This is a genomic window from Olsenella porci (genome assembly GCF_009695875.1).
Taxonomy (GTDB): Bacteria; Actinomycetota; Coriobacteriia; order Coriobacteriales; family Atopobiaceae; genus Olsenella_H; species Olsenella_H porci.
The window spans coordinates 69,089-85,823 of the sequence record NZ_VUNC01000004.1; the positions used below are offsets into that span (position 1 = coordinate 69,089).

Annotated in this window: 19 protein-coding genes and 1 tRNA gene; 2 read left to right on the forward strand and 18 right to left on the reverse strand. The window is 64.8% G+C overall.

Going from position 1 to position 16,735, the window contains the following annotated elements:
• Positions 1-587: 587 nt before the first annotated feature.
• The 6 genes from FYJ68_RS06060 to FYJ68_RS06085 all read right to left on the reverse strand — a co-directional run bounded on the left by FYJ68_RS06060 (position 588) and on the right by FYJ68_RS06085 (position 7,044).
• The gene (locus FYJ68_RS06060) at positions 588-1,415 is read right to left on the reverse strand and encodes an HAD family hydrolase (protein ID WP_154435040.1); all 828 of its coding nucleotides are present in this window, start codon (positions 1,413-1,415) and stop codon (positions 588-590) included.
• Between the two features lie 4 nt (positions 1,416-1,419).
• Positions 1,420-2,880 carry a citrate/2-methylcitrate synthase gene (locus tag FYJ68_RS06065; RefSeq protein ID WP_229772073.1) on the reverse strand — a complete coding sequence of 487 codons (1,461 nt, stop codon included), beginning with the start codon at positions 2,878-2,880 and terminating at the stop codon, positions 1,420-1,422.
• A 138-nt stretch (positions 2,881-3,018) separates the two neighbouring features.
• A complete protein-coding gene (locus FYJ68_RS06070) occupies positions 3,019-3,315 on the reverse strand; it encodes an ACT domain-containing protein (protein ID WP_326832247.1) in 297 nt (98 codons plus the stop codon).
• A 211-nt stretch (positions 3,316-3,526) separates the two neighbouring features.
• Positions 3,527-4,027, reverse strand: a complete 501-nt coding sequence (locus FYJ68_RS06075; protein WP_154435044.1) for a CarD family transcriptional regulator — start codon at positions 4,025-4,027, stop codon at positions 3,527-3,529.
• Positions 4,028-4,161: 134 nt separating this feature from the next.
• Positions 4,162-6,075 carry a subtype A tannase gene (locus tag FYJ68_RS06080; protein WP_154435046.1) on the reverse strand — a complete coding sequence of 638 codons (1,914 nt, stop codon included), beginning with the start codon at positions 6,073-6,075 and terminating at the stop codon, positions 4,162-4,164.
• Positions 6,076-6,102: 27 nt separating this feature from the next.
• A complete protein-coding gene (locus FYJ68_RS06085; RefSeq protein ID WP_154435048.1) occupies positions 6,103-7,044 on the reverse strand; it encodes a DegV family protein in 942 nt (313 codons plus the stop codon).
• Between the two features lie 97 nt (positions 7,045-7,141).
• Between FYJ68_RS06085 and FYJ68_RS06090 the strand changes: the two genes are divergently transcribed.
• Complete coding sequence (locus FYJ68_RS06090) at positions 7,142-7,474, forward strand: acylphosphatase (RefSeq protein ID WP_154435050.1); 333 nt, start codon at positions 7,142-7,144, stop codon at positions 7,472-7,474.
• A gap of 402 nt (positions 7,475-7,876) precedes the next feature.
• On the opposite strand, the gene FYJ68_RS06095 is transcribed toward FYJ68_RS06090, so the two are convergent.
• Complete coding sequence (locus tag FYJ68_RS06095; RefSeq protein ID WP_154435052.1) at positions 7,877-8,221, reverse strand: hypothetical protein; 345 nt, start codon at positions 8,219-8,221, stop codon at positions 7,877-7,879.
• 832 nt (positions 8,222-9,053) lie between these two features.
• Between FYJ68_RS06095 and FYJ68_RS06100 the strand changes: the two genes are divergently transcribed.
• Positions 9,054-9,332 carry a helix-turn-helix domain-containing protein gene (locus FYJ68_RS06100; protein ID WP_195837738.1) on the forward strand — a complete coding sequence of 93 codons (279 nt, stop codon included), beginning with the start codon at positions 9,054-9,056 and terminating at the stop codon, positions 9,330-9,332.
• Between the two features lie 45 nt (positions 9,333-9,377).
• Here FYJ68_RS06100 and FYJ68_RS06105 read toward each other — a convergent pair.
• The 11 genes from FYJ68_RS06105 to FYJ68_RS06150 form a co-directional block, all read right to left on the reverse strand.
• Positions 9,378-9,453, reverse strand: a tRNA-Phe gene (locus tag FYJ68_RS06105).
• Positions 9,454-9,572: 119 nt separating this feature from the next.
• On the reverse strand, positions 9,573-9,818 hold the full coding sequence (locus tag FYJ68_RS06110; RefSeq protein WP_154435056.1) for an RDAC family protein: 246 nt from the start codon (positions 9,816-9,818) through the stop codon (positions 9,573-9,575).
• Positions 9,819-9,829: 11 nt separating this feature from the next.
• Positions 9,830-11,788, reverse strand: a complete 1,959-nt coding sequence (locus tag FYJ68_RS06115; RefSeq protein ID WP_154435058.1) for a DUF2207 domain-containing protein — start codon at positions 11,786-11,788, stop codon at positions 9,830-9,832.
• A gap of 104 nt (positions 11,789-11,892) precedes the next feature.
• On the reverse strand, positions 11,893-12,423 hold the full coding sequence (locus FYJ68_RS06120; protein ID WP_154435060.1) for an FHA domain-containing protein: 531 nt from the start codon (positions 12,421-12,423) through the stop codon (positions 11,893-11,895).
• Between the two features lies 1 nt (position 12,424).
• Entirely contained in the window at positions 12,425-12,832 is a 408-nt protein-coding gene (locus FYJ68_RS06125; protein WP_154435062.1) for a DUF192 domain-containing protein, read from the reverse strand.
• Positions 12,833-13,336, reverse strand: a complete 504-nt coding sequence (locus FYJ68_RS06130; RefSeq protein ID WP_229772074.1) for a hypothetical protein — start codon at positions 13,334-13,336, stop codon at positions 12,833-12,835. It abuts the gene before it with no gap.
• The gene (locus tag FYJ68_RS06135; RefSeq protein ID WP_154435064.1) at positions 13,333-15,402 is read right to left on the reverse strand and encodes a TadE/TadG family type IV pilus assembly protein; all 2,070 of its coding nucleotides are present in this window, start codon (positions 15,400-15,402) and stop codon (positions 13,333-13,335) included. Before FYJ68_RS06135 ends, FYJ68_RS06130 begins: the two co-directional genes overlap by 4 nt.
• Positions 15,374-15,859, reverse strand: coding sequence for a TadE/TadG family type IV pilus assembly protein (locus tag FYJ68_RS10190; protein WP_326832248.1), 486 nt, complete (start codon positions 15,857-15,859; stop codon positions 15,374-15,376). Before FYJ68_RS10190 ends, FYJ68_RS06135 begins: the two co-directional genes overlap by 29 nt.
• Positions 15,840-16,091, reverse strand: coding sequence for a hypothetical protein (locus tag FYJ68_RS10195; protein WP_229772075.1), 252 nt, complete (start codon positions 16,089-16,091; stop codon positions 15,840-15,842). The genes FYJ68_RS10190 and FYJ68_RS10195 overlap by 20 nt, the downstream gene beginning before the upstream one ends.
• Positions 16,084-16,470 carry a hypothetical protein gene (locus FYJ68_RS06145; protein ID WP_154435068.1) on the reverse strand — a complete coding sequence of 129 codons (387 nt, stop codon included), beginning with the start codon at positions 16,468-16,470 and terminating at the stop codon, positions 16,084-16,086. Before FYJ68_RS06145 ends, FYJ68_RS10195 begins: the two co-directional genes overlap by 8 nt.
• 68 nt (positions 16,471-16,538) lie before the next feature.
• Positions 16,539-16,721, reverse strand: a complete 183-nt coding sequence (locus FYJ68_RS06150) for a Flp family type IVb pilin (protein ID WP_154435070.1) — start codon at positions 16,719-16,721, stop codon at positions 16,539-16,541.
• Positions 16,722-16,735: the final 14 nt, after the last annotated feature.

Below are 16,735 nucleotides of genomic sequence, written 5' to 3' on the forward strand. Positions count from 1 at the left end.
GCGGGGTCGAAACCAATCGTTTCGGCCCCGCGCCCTTTGTTTCGGAGGGGTCTCTCCCCTGGCACACTGGCGTATGGCGGGGCATCCCACTCAATAGGCTAAGAATGGACTGGCCGCTCGTCCATATGGACCAGCCGCGTCTCTATATGCGCTAGGTCGCAATATTTCCCCCTTAGAGCTCTTCCGCAGTTAGAAACCGCCCCCGGTCGCAGGTCTGGTCCATCTCTCAGCGGACCTGCTGGCAGAAGAATCCCGACGTGAGTACTTGCTTCATACTCCGTCGGCACAGCAGGGGGACCAGCTGCGTTTGCCCAGTTGAGTTTTCATATGCATTGCAATCATGGCAAGGGACTCCCGATATGAGTGCGCACATCGGGAGTCCTCTGCCGTCCGACCACTAAATGTGGCTCGTTTGGCAACAAGCTCCCGACATGTGCACTCACATCAGGCGTTTGCTCCCAGGGACGTGGAGTCGTACTTCTCGCATGGCTCGTCTATCTGCGCAAACGTTGTGATGTCCAGCCTTTTCGAGTGCCGTTCGTCCACGAAAGTTCTCACGCGGGGCGTTTGCTGCCAGCAGGGGTTGATCAGGCGAGAAGGGCCTCCAGATAGGCACCCACGCCCGCCTCGTCGTTTGTGCCGCACACGTGGTCGGCGGCACGGAGGACCTGGGGCACGGCGTTTGCCACCGCGACCCCGTCTCCTGCCGCCTCGATCATCGGGAGGTCGTTGGGAGAGTCACCAAAGGCGACGACGTCATGCGGGTCAACTCCCTCATGCGAGCAGACCCACAGCAGGGCCTCTCCCTTGGTCGCGCGCTCGTCCCCCACCTCAAGGTTGTTGGGGTGGCTACTCGTGCAGCGGAGCCCGGGGATGCGCGCCACGGCCGCACGCACGGCGGAACGGGCTTCATCGGAGCCCAGGTACAGCGTGACCTTCTCCACGTTTGGGTGATTGCGAATGATGTCGTCGGTCCTCTGGTCCAGGACCGTCCTCGTGACCCTGAGCCACCGCTCGTTCTGCCCGTCGATCCCATAGCGGCCAATGCGCGAGAAGCGCTCGCCGTCCGCCATCGACAGCCCGTCCGCGAAGACGTCGAAGGTGCAGTCGACATCCCTCAGCGCCTCCCAGAGGGCGAGCGTGCGCTCCTCGCCCATCAGCGCCTGCCGGAGCGAGGTTCCCGTACGCACGTCGCTCACCATTGCACCGTTGCAACTTATGGCAAGGTGAACGGAGGAATGGGAGAGGAGCTCCCGAGGCATCGCCCCGAGCGCCCTCCCCGTGCATGGCACGAACCCCCAACGCCGCCGGGCGAGGAGGTCGAGCGCCGACATGTTGCCGGCGGGAATCGACTTGTCGGACGCCAGGAAGGTGGAGTCCATGTCCGAGAACGCGAGGCGTCTCTCGCCTGCCACGGCCCTATCCCCTCTCGTCGATGGGGACGTACTCCTGGTGCGTCATGTACGAGTTGTACGCGGGTCGGATGATGCGGGCGGGCCCGTAGAGCTCCTCCATACGATGCGCCGCCCAACCCGACATGCGCGCAATCGCGAAGATGGGCGTGTAGAGGTCCTTTGGGATGCCGAGCATGGAGTACACGAAGCCGGTGTACATGTCGATGTTGGTGCTGATGGGCTTTGTGATGCCCCTGACGTCGCGCATGACCTGGGGGCCCAGCCGCTCCACGCGCTCGATGAGGTCGAGCTTGTCCTCCTGGCCCTTCTCGCGCGCGAGCTTGCGGGCGTAGCCCTTCACGATCTCGGCGCGGGGGTCGGTGATGGTGTAGACGGCATGGCCGAGCCCGTAGATCAGGCCAGAGCGGTCAAAGGCCTGCTTGTTGAGGACCTTGGTGAGATAGTCAGCCACCTGGTCGTCGCTCGACCAATCGCTGACGCTGGCAGCGCAGTCGTCGATCATCTCGCCCGCCTTGGCGTTGGCGCCACCGTGCTTGGGCCCCTTGAGCGAGCCGAGGGCCGCGGCGTAGGCGCTGTAGGCGTCCGTTCCCGAGGACGAGAGAACACGACAGGTGAACGTGGAGTTGTTTCCGCCGCCGTGCTCCGCGTGGAGCATGAGCATCACGTCGAGCATCATGGCCTCGTCACGCGTGAAGCCCTGGTCGCCCCTCAGGACGTCCAGAACCGTCTCGGCCATGGTGTAGCCCTCCTGCGCGGGCGGAACCTTCACGCGCTCGCGGTTCTTGGCGGCCTCGTTTGCCTGGTGTGCAACGCTCGCCACGCGCGGCCAGCGACCAAGGAGCGAAAGGGCCACGTCGATCTCGTGCGTGGGCGAGGTGTCGTCGGGGTTTGGGTCGAACGCGTATAGAAGCAGCGTCGCGCGCTGCAGGACGTTCATAATCGAGGTGCTGTACGTCACGCGCGGGAAGAGTCCCAGGTAACCCTCGGGGAGCTGTCGCCTGGAGCCGATGCGCTCCTTAAAGTCCACGAGCTCCTCCGCCGTTGGCAGAGCGCCCGTGAGCAGCAGATACGAGACCTCCTCATAACCAAAGCGACCCTCGCCGTGGCACCCCGCCACCAGGTCGGCGATGCTGTACCCGCGATAGGTGAGGTCTCCCCTGTCGGGGACCACCTTGCCGTCCACCTTCTTGTAGCCGTGCACGTTTGAGATGGTCGTGAGGCCGACCAGGACACCCGTCCCGTCGGCGTTGCGCAGGCCACGCTTTACGTCATAGCGCGTGTACAGCTCGTCGGGCACGCGGTCCACGCGCTGCATGCCCTCGTACAGGGTGTCAGACACGGGCGGACGACCCATGCCCACGGACGGCATGGGGTAGGCGTCCGCAATGTGCGTGAAGGCAGAGGTGTCCTTTGGCGTGAGGAAGCGCCGCTTGGTGCGACCTATGGGCTTGTCTCCTATGGTCATTGTCCTCCTTCGGGTCACGGGAGCGGCAGGGTGCCCTTGCTTACCGGGCGTGAGACCCGGGGTCAGGCGATTGCCCTCCTCCCCCGTGCGGGAGGGAGTCTCCTTGCGCCTGGGGGCATGCGCCCTGCGCCTGCCTCCCTAGAGGCGATACATGAAGTTGAAGACCTCTTCACGCTGCATGGTGATCTGCACGCCAAGCTCGGACGAGATCTGGGCGAGCTGGTCCTGGATGGCGGAGAAGTCGGCGCTGGAGCCGGCGAGGTCCACCAGCATGGTCATGGTGAAGATGCCCTGCAGGATCGTCTGCGAGATGTCCAGGATGTTGGCGTCGTGCCCCGCGAGGGCGGATGTGACCGCGGCGACGATGCCCGGTCGGTCGCTGCCCAGGACAGTGATGATGGCACGCGTCTTGGAGTCGTCGTTCGTGGTTGCCACAGCAGTTCCCTTCGCCGTTTGCGGGTCAAGGCATAAAAGACGCCTTCCCTCCATGGTAACCCAGGAGAAAAGGCCTCAACCAATTATGGGGGCCCAGTTGCCCATTTTGAAACCTCGGTGACGGGAGAGACGAGCGGCGCGCCACGTTTGCAACGTGACGCGCCGCAGGAAGGGGCCTCTCGCCCGCCGCAGCCGGCGGGATGGGATCCTACTAGTTGTCCTCGGGCCTCTCGCCCTCCTGTGCCTTGAAGAGCTGCTGCACGTCCTCGACGCTGACGCCGAGGGCGACCGAGAGCTCCTCGAGCGAGCGCTGGCTGGCTTGCTTGAGAATGCGCTCGTAGGCCACCGGCGGCTTCTTGTTGCGGGCCCTCATCTGGTCGATCCTCACGCGGAAGGTCTTGACGATGCGGACGGAGTCGCGGCAGGTGCCATGGCGCATCTCGTCCTTGAAGTGCTGCTCCTCGAGCGCGTTGCTCTTGCAGCTAAAGTCCTCGACGGACATGCTGGGATACTCGTCGATGATCTTCTCCGCCTCGTTCTGGGAGAGGACGGGACGCAGGCGCCCCTCCCCCGAGACCGGGTAGCTGATGCGCATGGGGTGGCGACCGCCTACGGGCATGAGCATGTAGGACTCGTTGGGCCCGTCCACGATCTCGTCCACCTTGCAGACGCCCTGGCCAGGATGGACGATGTAGTCTCCAACCTCGTACATATACCAACACTCCCTCCGTGTCAACTAAAACAAGTCTACCACGGAGGAAGCAAAGTTCACACATTTTATCGAATAACCCTTGTGTTAGGCAACTGTGTGTCGTAGCCTATTGCGTTTTGTCGTTCCTCTCTCCCCTATTTGCAGCAGCCCTCGACCCACGTGATGAGGTTGTCCTGCGCGTTCCCCGACTTCTCGGCGAGCTCGAACCCCTTTGCCCACACCGCCGTGAACGAGAGGTCCTTGACCCCGTCGTAGTTCACGAGTGCGCTTGCCAGGTTGAGCTCGTTTGCAAGGGAGTTCTCGGACTGGAACAGGCCCGTGTTCACGCGCCAGTGGGGTGCGACGGTCGCCTTCCCAAAGCCGTCGTAGTGGCCGCTCAGCGTGTAAAGCGGGTTCATTGCGTTTACGCGGTCGGTCACCGTCTGGTCCTCGGAGTCCTTCTTCGCGAGGTCGTTCTTCCAGTCGCTGACGTAGTCCGCCTTCCAGTTTGAGAGCTTGGCATAGGTGTCCTGGTTCTTGTCGAGCAGGTCGCTTGCCGTGGCGTCAAAGTGGAGCGTGCTCTCGTCACCGATGCCAAAGAGCTGGTTGGTGGTGTTGGAGCGGTCGAGCGCGTCAAATGCGCAGACCGACTTCTCCGCCTTGCGGCAGTGCTCCACGTAGTTCCAGAGGTCGTTAACGCGCGCGCTCTGCGCCGATGAGCTGTACGAGAGCCAGCGGTCATCCCCGTTGAGCGCCGAGATGTACGAGGAGGCGGAGTCGTAGACCGTCGACTGGACCTTCGAGACCCCCGTGGTCGAGTTGGCGTCCTGGGTCCCGTCCTCCGTGCCGGAGGCAGACTGGTCAGTGGTGGTCGCGTTGGCGTCGGTGCCCCCGGTCACGGCATCGATCTCCTCCGACGCCGAGGCGTCGAAGTTGGGGTCGCCGGGGAAGCATGGGTCGGACATGCGCGACGGGGTGTAGGTGAAGGGGAACGACGTATCGTTGAAGAAGTCGGTCGCGGCACCCTCCACAATCGAGAGGACCTTGTCGTAGTAGGTCCCCGCAAGGTACGTTCCATCCTCCACGGGGTCCAGGGTCAGGCTGTTGCCGTCCTTGTCACGCAGGTCCATCTGGTTGACGTAGTCCCCGTACGCGTTGGCGAGGTCCTTGGAGAACTGGGCGGTCCAGGTGCCGTCCGCTCGCGCGTCGTCGCTCGAGAACTGCCCCATCATCCACTCGTACGAGCTGTCAATCGTGTCGTACGAGGTAATCGGACACCAGGAAGCCGACCCAAAGATGGCGTCCGAGACGTCCTTGCCGTCCACGTCGTGCGTGATGGCACCGATCTCGTCCAGGTACTTGTCAAACAGCGGGGAGTCGCCCATGGAACCCATCACGGCGCTCAGCCCGCCGCCGGCGCCGTAGCCAAAGGTGAAGATCCTCTCCGCATCGATGGGAAGGCTCTTCTTGTTGTAGCGGATGTAGCGCACCGCCGCCTTGAGGTCCACCGCCGGCCAGGGCGCGCCACCCGCGACCAGCTTGCTCGAGTCGCTCTCGTAGCTGCTCGAGCGGCCGCGGAAGCCGGAGTACACGTACACGCACCCCGCCGAGAGGTAGCGTGACAGCCCGTTGTAGACATACGAGGTGGGGCACGATTGCGGGCTCAAGCGAAGGGAGTTGATGGGCATGAGAACGGGGGCCGTGGAAGAGGTGAAGTTGCCCACCTTGGCGTCCTCCTTCACCGTGCAGGTGTAGGAGCTCCCCTTCTTCTTGCCCTCAAAGTACCCGCCGGGAACGAAGATGGCGAGCGACTCGTACGATGTGCTGCCGGGCTTGAGGCAGTACTTGAGCCCAAGCTGGTAGTAGCAGTCGTTCTCCTTGTCATACTTCCAGGCGTCACCGTCCAGGGCAAGGGACTCAAACTCCTTGAGGTCGACCGACGAGGCCTTGCTGTCGGGCGACGAGTCGCTGCTGCTGCCGCCACCGGTAGCCGCGCGGGAGCATCCCGCAAGCCCAAGGGCCGCCATGATTGACGAAGCGGTGACAAATTCCCTTCTTGTGAGGTTCATGCCTCTGCTACCCCCTTCGCTGCCGGGCTAGGCCTGGCGGATTCCGCGGACCTTCCCGGAGAAGGACTTCTTCGACCTGCGGTCCTCTCCCCAGAAGACGCACGAGAGCATGCCAGGGCCAACGTGGCAACCGATGGTCGGACCGATGTTGGAGGTCATGATCTCGATGGAGTCGTCCAGGTCGGCCAGCATTGCCCCCAGGCGCATCCCGTCGTGGTCGCAATCCGCGTTGCCAATGCAGGCGATTGCAGGGTACTGCGCGTTGGAGTGGTTCTTCTCGTAGTAGTCGACCATCTTCTTCATGGCCTTCTTGCGCCCGCGGGTGACACCAATGATGGTGAGGCCGCCGTCGAGCTTCCACGACAGGAGCGGCTTGGCGTCCAGCGCACCGGAGACCAGGGCGACCGACTTGGGGATGCGCCCGCCGTGATGCAGGGTGTCCAGGTTATCCACCATAAAGATGGTCTGCACGTGGTAGCGGGCGTCCTCGATCCAGCGCACGAACTCCTCGGCGGAGAGGCCCTTGTCGCGCTGCTTCACGGCCTCCTGCATCAGGAGGAAGAGCGACGTAGACGCCAGGAGCGAGTCAACCACGTAGATAGGGACGTCCTCCCCGCGCTCCTCCTTCAGGCGGTCGAGGGCCGTGCAGGCGCCGTTGTAGCCGCCCGAGATCCCGGTTGAGATGCACACCATGACCGAGGGCAGGCCCGTCTCCAATGCCTCCCTAAAGAGCTTGTCGTACTCAGCCTGGGAGGGCTGGGAGGTGAGGGGCGCTGCGCCCCAGCGAATGTTCTCGTAGAAGTCGTGCGGGGAACGGGACTGGAAGAGGTCGTCCACCCCATGGAAGCCGCCATCGGGCTTGTCAGCCTCAACGTAGGTGAACGGGGCGTACCTGAGCCCCCACTTGTCCATGAGCTCCTGCGAGAAATCGCACGTGGAGTCACAGAGCAGGTTGAACTTTGCGGGCATTGGATTTCCTCCGCCATCGTGGGTTACTGAGCTTCTTTGGGTATTGTACGCGTAAAGGAGGCGTTCTAACCCAGCTGGGGGTGTTGGTGTGTTTGGCATGAAGCGCGACGATACAGGTGAGAAGGGCGAGGCACGCGAGCTCCCAACGGGGACCCGCCGGCTTTCGCTCCGCTTTGTGGGCCAGGTGCAGGGCGTTGGCTTCCGCTGGACCTCGCAGCGTGTCGCCGACCGCTCGGGATGCACGGGGTGGGTGAGAAACGAGCCCGACGGGAGCGTCTCGATGGAGCTGCAGGGCACCGACGACCAGATTGCGAACTTCTTCGGCAACTTTCAACAGGCGTACTCGCGCTTTCCCATTGACTACCGCATCGACGAGAAGTCCGAGATCGAGCCCGATCCCGCGAGCGTGGACTTCCGCGTGAGGTTCTAGAGTGCACTGGCCAGTAGGGACAGTCGGCCTCGTCTCACTTCGCAGGTGAGAGGGACGGGGCCATCTGCGTCGGCGCCCGCGCAAATGGCAGCACCGGAAACGGTGCCGAACTGGTAAACCTGCGGGTGGGGGTGCCGATGCTTAATCCCGCTAGCCCTCACGCGGATTTCCGCACGTTCTGCTTAGCGCCACTAGCCCTCATGGGGATTTGAAGGCCAAATGCTTAATCCTCCTAGCCCTCGTGTGATTCGGGCAGCGAAAAACCAACCTGAGGCCTAGGACAGCTAAGCACCGCGAGGTCAAATCCCACGAGACCTAGGAAGATTAAGCACCCCAATGCTGTCAGTAGTGCATTACATCATCTGAAGGGCGCCATCCCGACCGAGCCCCATTCCGATCCCCTCAGTCAAAGTAGGCCAGATGGATAACGTCTTGGGTCCCGCTCAACAGGTCATTTATTGTCGGGTAAGGCCCATAGTTCACCATGGTCAACCCGTACTCGTTCCACTCGCGCTCCAGGTTCGCGCGACGCCTATCAAGCAGTTCCGCCTTGTGTTCATGGGCGCGGGAGTTGCAATATCGTTCGCTTGTGTTCTCGCGCTCGAATTCGTGCGCATCCGCGAGGGCATAGCGGATGGTTCGGAGAATGAGGCTCATTGCCTTTTCCTCGTTGCCGTCCCCCATCTTCGCAAGCTTGTGCGCGTTGCGGTTGCGGGAATCCCATACCCTATCTTTCTTCGTTGACATTGAAACTCCCCCCTTATCTCGCTATGATGTGGCTAGCGAAAAGGGGGCGCGGGACATCTCCCACGCCCCCCAACAGGCTAACGGGGTCGCTTGAGATGTTTTGGTGTGTAGCCTCTTTCATCTCTAGTGGCCCCGTCTGCTATCGCGGCAATGAGCGCCGCAATCGCACGTCCTAGGACTTCGCCTATCGCCCTTATGAGGGCTTCCGCCAATTGGGTGGGCATATCAATCACCCCCCCAACCACGTCGTAACTGATTGGCATGTGCCAACCGAACCACCCGCCATCTCGTGCATAGTGGGCATTTCGGGTGTATGAGGTAGACTCGGAGCATGTGTCCCGAAGGGGGTAACATGAACCCTCGCTTCGCTCGGTCGCGCGGCGGAGTCCGCGCGACTCCGGTCCATGTTGGGGGGTCAGAGCCATGTCCCGACACGGAACCAACCCCCGATACGCCAACGGCAACGCCAGGAGGAAGCTAAGGGCGAGGCTCAGGGCCATGTACGAGCGCTGCCCCGTCTGCGGGGCGACGCTCGACTGGGACCACCCGTACCTCCCCAACTCCGCCGAGCTCGACGAGATTGTGCCCGTGTCCAGGCTCCCGGAGGAGCTGAGGCGCAGGGCGTGCCTCGACCCGGACAACGTGCAGGTGCTCTGCCGCGCTCGACGGCGACCGCTCCATGCTCATTGCGCTAGGCAAGCAGTACCTGGGACAGAACTTCGACTCCACGATCTTCCACCTGCCGTGCCGGGGAGGGGTGACAATGCGCTATGAGTAACGCACGTTAATTGGTGAGAGGTGCTACGTTTGGGATGAGTTGGGAGGTGCCTTCGTGTACGACAGGGAGGACCTGGACTTCGGCCCGACGGTTCTAAGATTGTTGAGGGCGAGGGGCCTGACCCAGCAGGGGCTGGCCAACTACTCGAGGTTCGGAAAATCCTATATTTCGAGGCTCGTTTCCTCGCGCGAGATACACATGCCGACGGTAGACCGCGCCAAGGTAATCGCCGACTACCTTGGCCTATCTCTGCAGGAGCTGTGGGACGAGTACGTCTCTGATACGCGCAAGTCCGACGGTGCCTACAGAGTCCGTGGCCGACGTCCGCTCTAAAGAAAAGCAGGCCAGAGAACATAGCCTCTGACCTGCACTTTTTCATGGTGGCGGGGAAGGGAATCGAACCCCTGACACGGGGATTTTCAGTCCCCTGCTCTACCAACTGAGCTACCCAGCCGAAGTGCCTGCAAAGCAAGCTTGTTTAATATAACAAAGATTCGAGGGGCGTCAACCAGATTCTAGATTTTTCTTCTCACCCAACAAACTGCCTTCGACGCACCGCCCCCGGAATCAGGGTCATACAGTCCAGAACGACTTGCCGTCTTCGGAAAACTCGGCCCTAACTCCCTTGAAGGAGAGGAACTCCCCCACCTTCTCCCGTGCTGCCTCGAGGGACTGCCGCGACACCTCCTGGATGTCACTCCCCTTTGGAGGGCCGAAGGTGAAGAACTGGCTCCCACACGTGTCATGGAGATGGACGTAGACGGGTATCCCCTGGCCCTGTAGAACCTTGTTCATCTCCACGACGTCGCCGATGCTCACTATCCCTCGCATCAGAAGGCACCTCCTCCGCCTCCGCCGCCAAAGCCTCCGCCGCCACCGCCGGAGAACCCTCCACCAAAGCCGCCGCCCGAGCTATTGGATGACTCGGAGAGGGCAGCCGCGGTGACCTTGTGAGCGGAAGCCGCGGCGTTGGCAAAGACCGTCGCGGGCGTCCCGATGGACGGGCTGTAGTAGTACCACCCATACACGGGCATGAAGCCGGGGTCGCTCACGACCTCGGGAACCGCGACCTTGAGCTGCTTCACGACCTCGTCGGCGACCCCCAGGACCACGGCCATCACCAGGAGGCGGTTCCACAAGACCACGTCCCTGGGCACGGCCTCCTCCAGCCGGGTGAAGTCCTTGAGCCACCTGCGCAGGGCCTCGAGCTTGGCGGTTGTCTCGATTGCCTCGGGGGAGAGATCCTTCATCCCCTTTATGGCGAGTATCGACGCAATGGCACCGACCGCGAGGGCCAGCAGCGAGATCATCCCCACCCCAACGGTCACGGTCTCGATCACCATGAGGAAGAAGTCGATGATGGCGAGCAACGCGTCCAGAACGAACAGGGCGATGCAGGGAGTCTTGCTCGTTGCCTTGGGATCGATGTAGAACCCACGCTGAATCGCAACGCCCTCGACGGTGTCCTCCCAGTCCGTGTACTTCTCCGAGAAGAGCTCGGGATTATCCTTGGCAACCGATTCGATATCGGAGAAGTAGAGCTCGTCCGAGTGCGGCTTTGCCCCGTCCACGTTGGATGCGACGGTCTCGAAGAGGAAGTCGAGCACCGCGTCGTCAATCCGGGCGGACTTCTTGTCCACCTGCTCCCTCGCGGGGCCATCGAGACGGGTGAGGCGATAGTCGTCCACGGTCTTCTCGCCCAGCAGAATCCGCTTCTTCGTGAGCTTGACCTGCTCGAGCTTGACCAGGCCAAGGTCGCTCAGGCGCATGAGGGATGCCGTGAAGTCGTCCTGCGTGGGCTTTCCCCCGTTGAGGAGCGCACCCAGAACCGCAGGATGGTCCTTGGTGGGCACGTCGCGGAAGTACTTGTCGTCGAACTGCGCGGTGTGGTCGCGGACGTACTTCCTCCTGCGAAGGACCGCTACCACGACGGAGGCCACCCCGGCAGCCACGAAGACCGCGAGGGCGACGTAGCCCATGAGTCGGGCACGCTCGCGCTGTGCGTTTGCCTCGTCCGCCCACTGCTGCTCCTCGGAGAGGACCGTGTCGAGCCTCTTTTGCTGGGTGACGGCCTCCTGCGAGAGCCATTCCTGCGGGAATACGATGCGCGCCTCGGCATACTCGGAGGTCCCCACCCCGGGAACGCTGTAGGTAACCGTCCCCGTGGTGCCCACGTCCACGTAGGCGTCCAGCGGGCCGTGCCCCCATGCCCTGACGTTGCTGCCAGGGACCACCGTGGTGCCGGAGGGAACGGGAAGGTGGATGGAGCAGGTGACGTTCTGCGACTCCACCTGCCATCCATCCGAGACGAACTTCCAGTAGAGCTCGCCAGTGTCCTCCCACCTGGTGGCGAGGTTGGTATCGGTGTAGTTGACCGTGAAGCTCGCCGACTCGTCCTCGTGGGCGGAGTAGATCTTGACCTCGAGGTAGCCGTCCTCGCGGGTGACGGTGTACGTGCCGTCCTCGCCGCTGCCCGACTCGGCGAACGGGATGAACTGGTCCCCCTCCTGCAGGCCCACCTGCCCGATGGTGGTCCCTATTCCCGAGTCCTCGTCCCCCGTAGGGATGTCCCAGTACACCCCGTGGAACGAGCCGTCAAAGTTGAACTCGCGGGTCTCCCTCACCGAGACGGACCCGTCAGAGGCGACCGTCGCGTCGATGTCGACGCTGTCTATGGAGTAGTCGCCGTCCGCCCACGCCAGGGATGGGAGCAGGACGAGGGCCAGGGTCATCGCGATGAGGGCGGCGAACGCGGGGCGCAGCCTTCTAATCGCAGGTTGCAGGGTCATAACCGCTCCCTTCCGGGTGCGAGCGCTTCGTCGTCCACGCATCGCAGGGCCTATTCGCATGCACACAAAAGTCTACCAGAGGCCCCCGTGCGACGCCGCAGCCATCACGCCACGGGCGGGCACACGAGCGTGATCTTGGTCCCGCACACATCCAGCACGTCGCCGGGGGTCATCTTGGCGAGAGACGACACGTACCTCCCCCTGAGCGTCGCCGGGTTCTCCGAGCCCCCGTCCTCCACGAGCGCACCACCAAGGCAGGGGGAGATGCGCAGCTGCCGCCCCGCGACCGCCCTCGAATGGAGGACGACATCGTTTGCCGGGAGGCTCCCCACCGTGATCCCTCCGTCTGGCAAGGGAATCGTCACTTCGAGGTCGTTGCCGCGGAGTCCGATCGACATGCCCCGCGGGGAAAGCCGGCACCCCTCCCCCAGCACGAGGGTGTCACCCGCCTCGCCCACGGCACCCGGGACCGGATCGGGAGGCCGTGGGATGTCCGGCTCGTCCAGGTCCATCGCCAGCGGGTCGGGGGCAGGCTCGCCCGTCGGCTCCCTGGCGAAGTCGTACATGCAGCCATAGCACACGTCCATGTCGGAGAACAGCTCCATCCCGCAGCACGGGCAGGTCTTGGTCTCCATCTCACTCCCTTCCGCAGGACTCGGGACAGGCGAGAGGGGCGGACCCTCCGACTCTGCTCCCCCTCAGCAGGCGCAGCTCTACGACGTCGCCGACGACTGGCCACCACCCGTCGCGACTCGGTCGCTCCAGCACCGTCCGGGCGCCGGGACAGCTGACGACGTTTCCGGGCAAGACGCCCCTCGCGGCGAGCAACACCCTCCCGTCCCCGGACACGAACGCGACGTCGATGGAATACCTCATCCCATGGGTGTGAATCGAGCCGCACCCCAGGAGGGCGATGGGGTCCGCGTCGTCCCCCGTGCCCAGGAGCCCCCTCAGCCTCCCCACGACGCCTCCCCTGACCCAGAACCTCCCGACCCTCCTGCCTCCCAGGTCGACGACGTCCAGGACCCAACCCTCGCATGCCATCTACACCACCACCCCCGGTCTGTGACAGTCAACGACGACGGAACGCTCGTGCACGAGCGCGAGCGGGGGCGAGAACCCCACGCCCGCAAGGACGAATGACGACGGCCACGGCCGATATCTCAGCGTGCAGGTGAAGGTCGTGAGCGAGGGGGAGAGGGGAAACGTCACCGCCCCCGACGGAGACGCAGCGGAACCGGATCCCTCCGCCTCGACCGACACCTCGCAGGACTCGCTTGGGAGCGCTCCCTCGAGCGCCGCCCGCACCGACTCGACGTCTGGCCCGTCTCCCCCGCCCTCGGAGGGAGAGACGCCATGGGCGATGACGCAGTCGGCTGCGGCACGGTCGAACAACGCGCAGGCACCAACGAACCGGACAAGGTTGTAGGCAACCAGCGCCACCACGATCGTGACCGGCATGAGGACCGCCATCTCCACAGTCATCTGCCCCGACTCGCCGAATGCGTCACGCCTACCCGGCGAGGAGCCCGCAGCCAGCCCCCTCATGCCGCACCCCCGAGGGTGGAGAGGTCGAGGACGAGAGGGACGCCGCTCTCGCCCATCCCGGGGATGGGAACCTCCGCCAGGACGACCTCGCCCTCCCCGAGCATGGACCTCACCTCTGCCTCCATCCTCTCCTCGAGCTCGCCCGGGCTTGCCGGGATCGACTCGATTGCCCTCCTGACCTGCTCGCCCTTTGCGAGACCCGCCCTGTCCATCACCTCTTGGCTGTTGACCAGCACCGGCTTCACGACCCGCATGTCCGCCGGCTCGAACCCTGCATCGCGAACGGCCGCGGAGAGCTCGGACCTGAGCCACGAGGCGACCCTCTCGCCAAAGACGGGACCGATGCCATCGAGCATGTCCTCGGCGACGCGCGACGCGGACTCGTAGGACGAGCCATACGAGACGAGCAGCCTGCCCCATGCACCGACCACGTCTCCGGCGAAGTCCAGCACGAGGCCGCCGCGTCCCCGCGTGACCCCCTCGTACACCGAGGAGAGGACGTCGCTCCCGTCGGTGGAGTCGTCTGGCGCGAGGGTCGCCCCCGCGATGGCGCAGCCCTCGGGCAGCTCGGCCTGGGAGAGGAACGCCGCGGTGAGCTCCGAGGGGACCGGGACGGAAGCCCCGCGCCGCACGACCGAGACGCATCCGTACGCCCCGGGTGGCACGAGCCTGGGGCGCGGGACCGACAGCAGGTCGATGGCCGTGCGAAACGTCCCCCTCCCCTCCTCTGCTGCGTCGCGCATGTCCCGCTCCGCGGCGATGGATTCCTCGCGCGCCCTCTGGTAGGAGCGGGACGCCTCCACGACGATCCTCCAGTAGTGCTCGAACCCATTGGGGATGTTGGTGCTGGCGTTTGCGACGTTGCCCATCGCCTTGGCGTCCATCTTGCACACCTCGCACCTCAGCACCCCGCCGCCCTCCTCCTCCGCGAGCGAGGCATTGCCCGCGGAAGGACCCGTGGCTCCGGGGCACAAGAGCGAGCAGTGCAGCGTTATCCCACCCTCCTCGAGCGTGCAGGGCCAGACCACGTCGGTGTAGAGCTCGGTCCCCCTCACCATGTCGCGGTTGTGCGGGAGCTCGGGGAGGTCGATCTTGACCTCGTCCGGTCCGTCAACGCAGGTCGCCTTCGAGATCTTGTGGTGCGCGTACCGATAGAACTCCTTGCGGGCGCACGAGCGCTGCAGCTCGTCGGGACCGTTGCCGGCACACGGCTCCGCCTCCCAGCGTGCCAGGTAGTAGTTGCACGCCCTCACCCGGGAGTACTCGAACTCCCATGCCTCCGGTGACGGGTAGGCGGGGTTCTGCGCCGCGGGGAGTCCGGCCAGCGAGGCAGCCCTGCTCCGCATGCAGAGCGGGTCGTCCACGTTGTCCGCGCGCCACGCCCTCTCACGCTCCCTCAACGCGCGCTCGTCGGCATCGCGCTTCCTCGCAGACGCCTCGGCGATCCTCTGGCCGCGCCGCTCAAGCTCCTCTCCCCCCAGCCCATCGTCCAGCGAGGAGAAGTCCGACTTCCCCTGTCGCGGGAGCGGGACCGCCACGCCCGAGTAGGGGATGCCACCCGCCGAGCTCGCCCTCGCGCACGAGGCGGAGTTCGCCATAACGAGGGAGGGGATCGCCCTCTCGAGGCGCTGGAGCCCGCGCGCAGACGAGCGCGCGAACGACTTCCTCGCGTCGAGGATCTTCCTCCCCTCCCGAAGGATCGCCGGCGCAGCCTTGCTCACCACCGGGATCGCGGCGACGACCAGACCGACGGCGCACACCATGCTCCCCAGCAGCCCCATGCTCAGGACGCAGGCGTCCATCACCTGCGCGACGGTCGCGTATCCCGCCACCACGTTGGAGCCGGCCAGCGCGACTGCGTCTGCGACCTCCTGGACGTCTGCCGAGCGAGACAGGCTCCACGCCGCCGCGGCGGTTCCAAACGTCAGGACGAGGCTCATGAGCAGAGCCACCGCGACCGCCACCGTGGTGTACCCTCCCTCGTCGTCCAGGAAGGTCCCGAGCCCAAGCCTGCCGCGAGGGCGCGCGGCTCCTCCCCTATCCCCACATCTCCTGCCACTCCTCATACGTCCCTCCCAACCAGCCTGGCCGCAGGTCCTCCTCGACCCTGACGGACAGGACCACCCCCTCCCCGTCGCACATCCCCGCAAGGGCGCCCATCGCCCCCATGAGCGGGAGGGGCCTCGCATGCCCCCTTATCTGGACGCTCGCCCTCCCGCCATCGAGCGATGGGGACACCTCCCAGTCCGCCCTCCCCCCAACGTGGAGGAGGGGGACCTCGGGCACCGCCGCGAGTCGACGCAGCGCGAACTCCCTGCAGTCTTCCAACTCCCCGTCGTAGTCGGTGAGAATCGCGCGGGCGGTCTCGGACGCGGCGGAGAGCATGACCGCCCGCGTGTAGAGAAGGCAGGCGGGCTCCAGGAGGAGCGCGAGGACGAGCATGAGGGCGGGAAGGAGAACCGCCGCCTCCACGCTCGACTGCCCGAGCGACGAGCCCCTCTCACTAGAACAGGAGGACGTCACGCAGCCCCTGCGAGCCGCCAGCCCCCAAGACGTGCGAGGCCGCCTCGAGGGCAACGCGCTGCAAGCTCCCGTCGCCGCCCGCCTGCCACACCGAGGCGAGAGCGAGGACGGACGCGAGCAGCGACCCCAGCACGAGCGCGTACTCGAGCGTCGATTGCCCTCCCTGCGACCACAGCAGGCGCAGGGAGGCTCGTGTCCCATCAAGATCGCCCCTCCCGTCTCCCCTAGCCATCCGTCCTCCCAACCGGGCATCGCTCCGCCCACTCGCGCGAGTCGAGCCTTCTCCTGGTGACCAGGCTCCCGCCGCCCTCCGCGGGGCGCACCTCGCAGACGTCGACCCAACCGTCTCCCTGCACCACGCAGCACCAGACCTCCCCTAGCAGGTCGAGGTATCCGGCACGCACGAGCACACACGTCCCCAGGCACTCGTACTCTGCGAGCAGCTCAGCCGCGCTCTGCTCCACGGGAAGGGGGGAGGGGACGTCCCTGCCGTGTGGGAGAGGCGTTCCGTCGTGCCCCGCGCCTCCGTGGCTCGTGGGCCATGAGCCCTCGTCCCCCGAGTCCGACGGCACCCCCGCCGTCCCGCTCTCCCCTCCATCCGCCCGTTCCACCTGCACCCTCCCCACGGCAGAGGGGAGGGCGATGAGGGCAGCGAGGCAGAGCGGGATCACGACAACCCTCAGAGGCTGTTCATGCCGTCCGCGATGGCGGTCCAGAGCTCCTGGACCTTCCCCTTGAACGCGACGATCGCGATGACCACGAGAACGCCCACCAGGATCGCGTACTCCGTGGTCCCCTGCCCGCTGCAGTCGCGCAGCAACGCGACGGCCCTCCTTCGAACCCCGCACCGTTCCTCTCCCATTCCCTCTCCTTTCA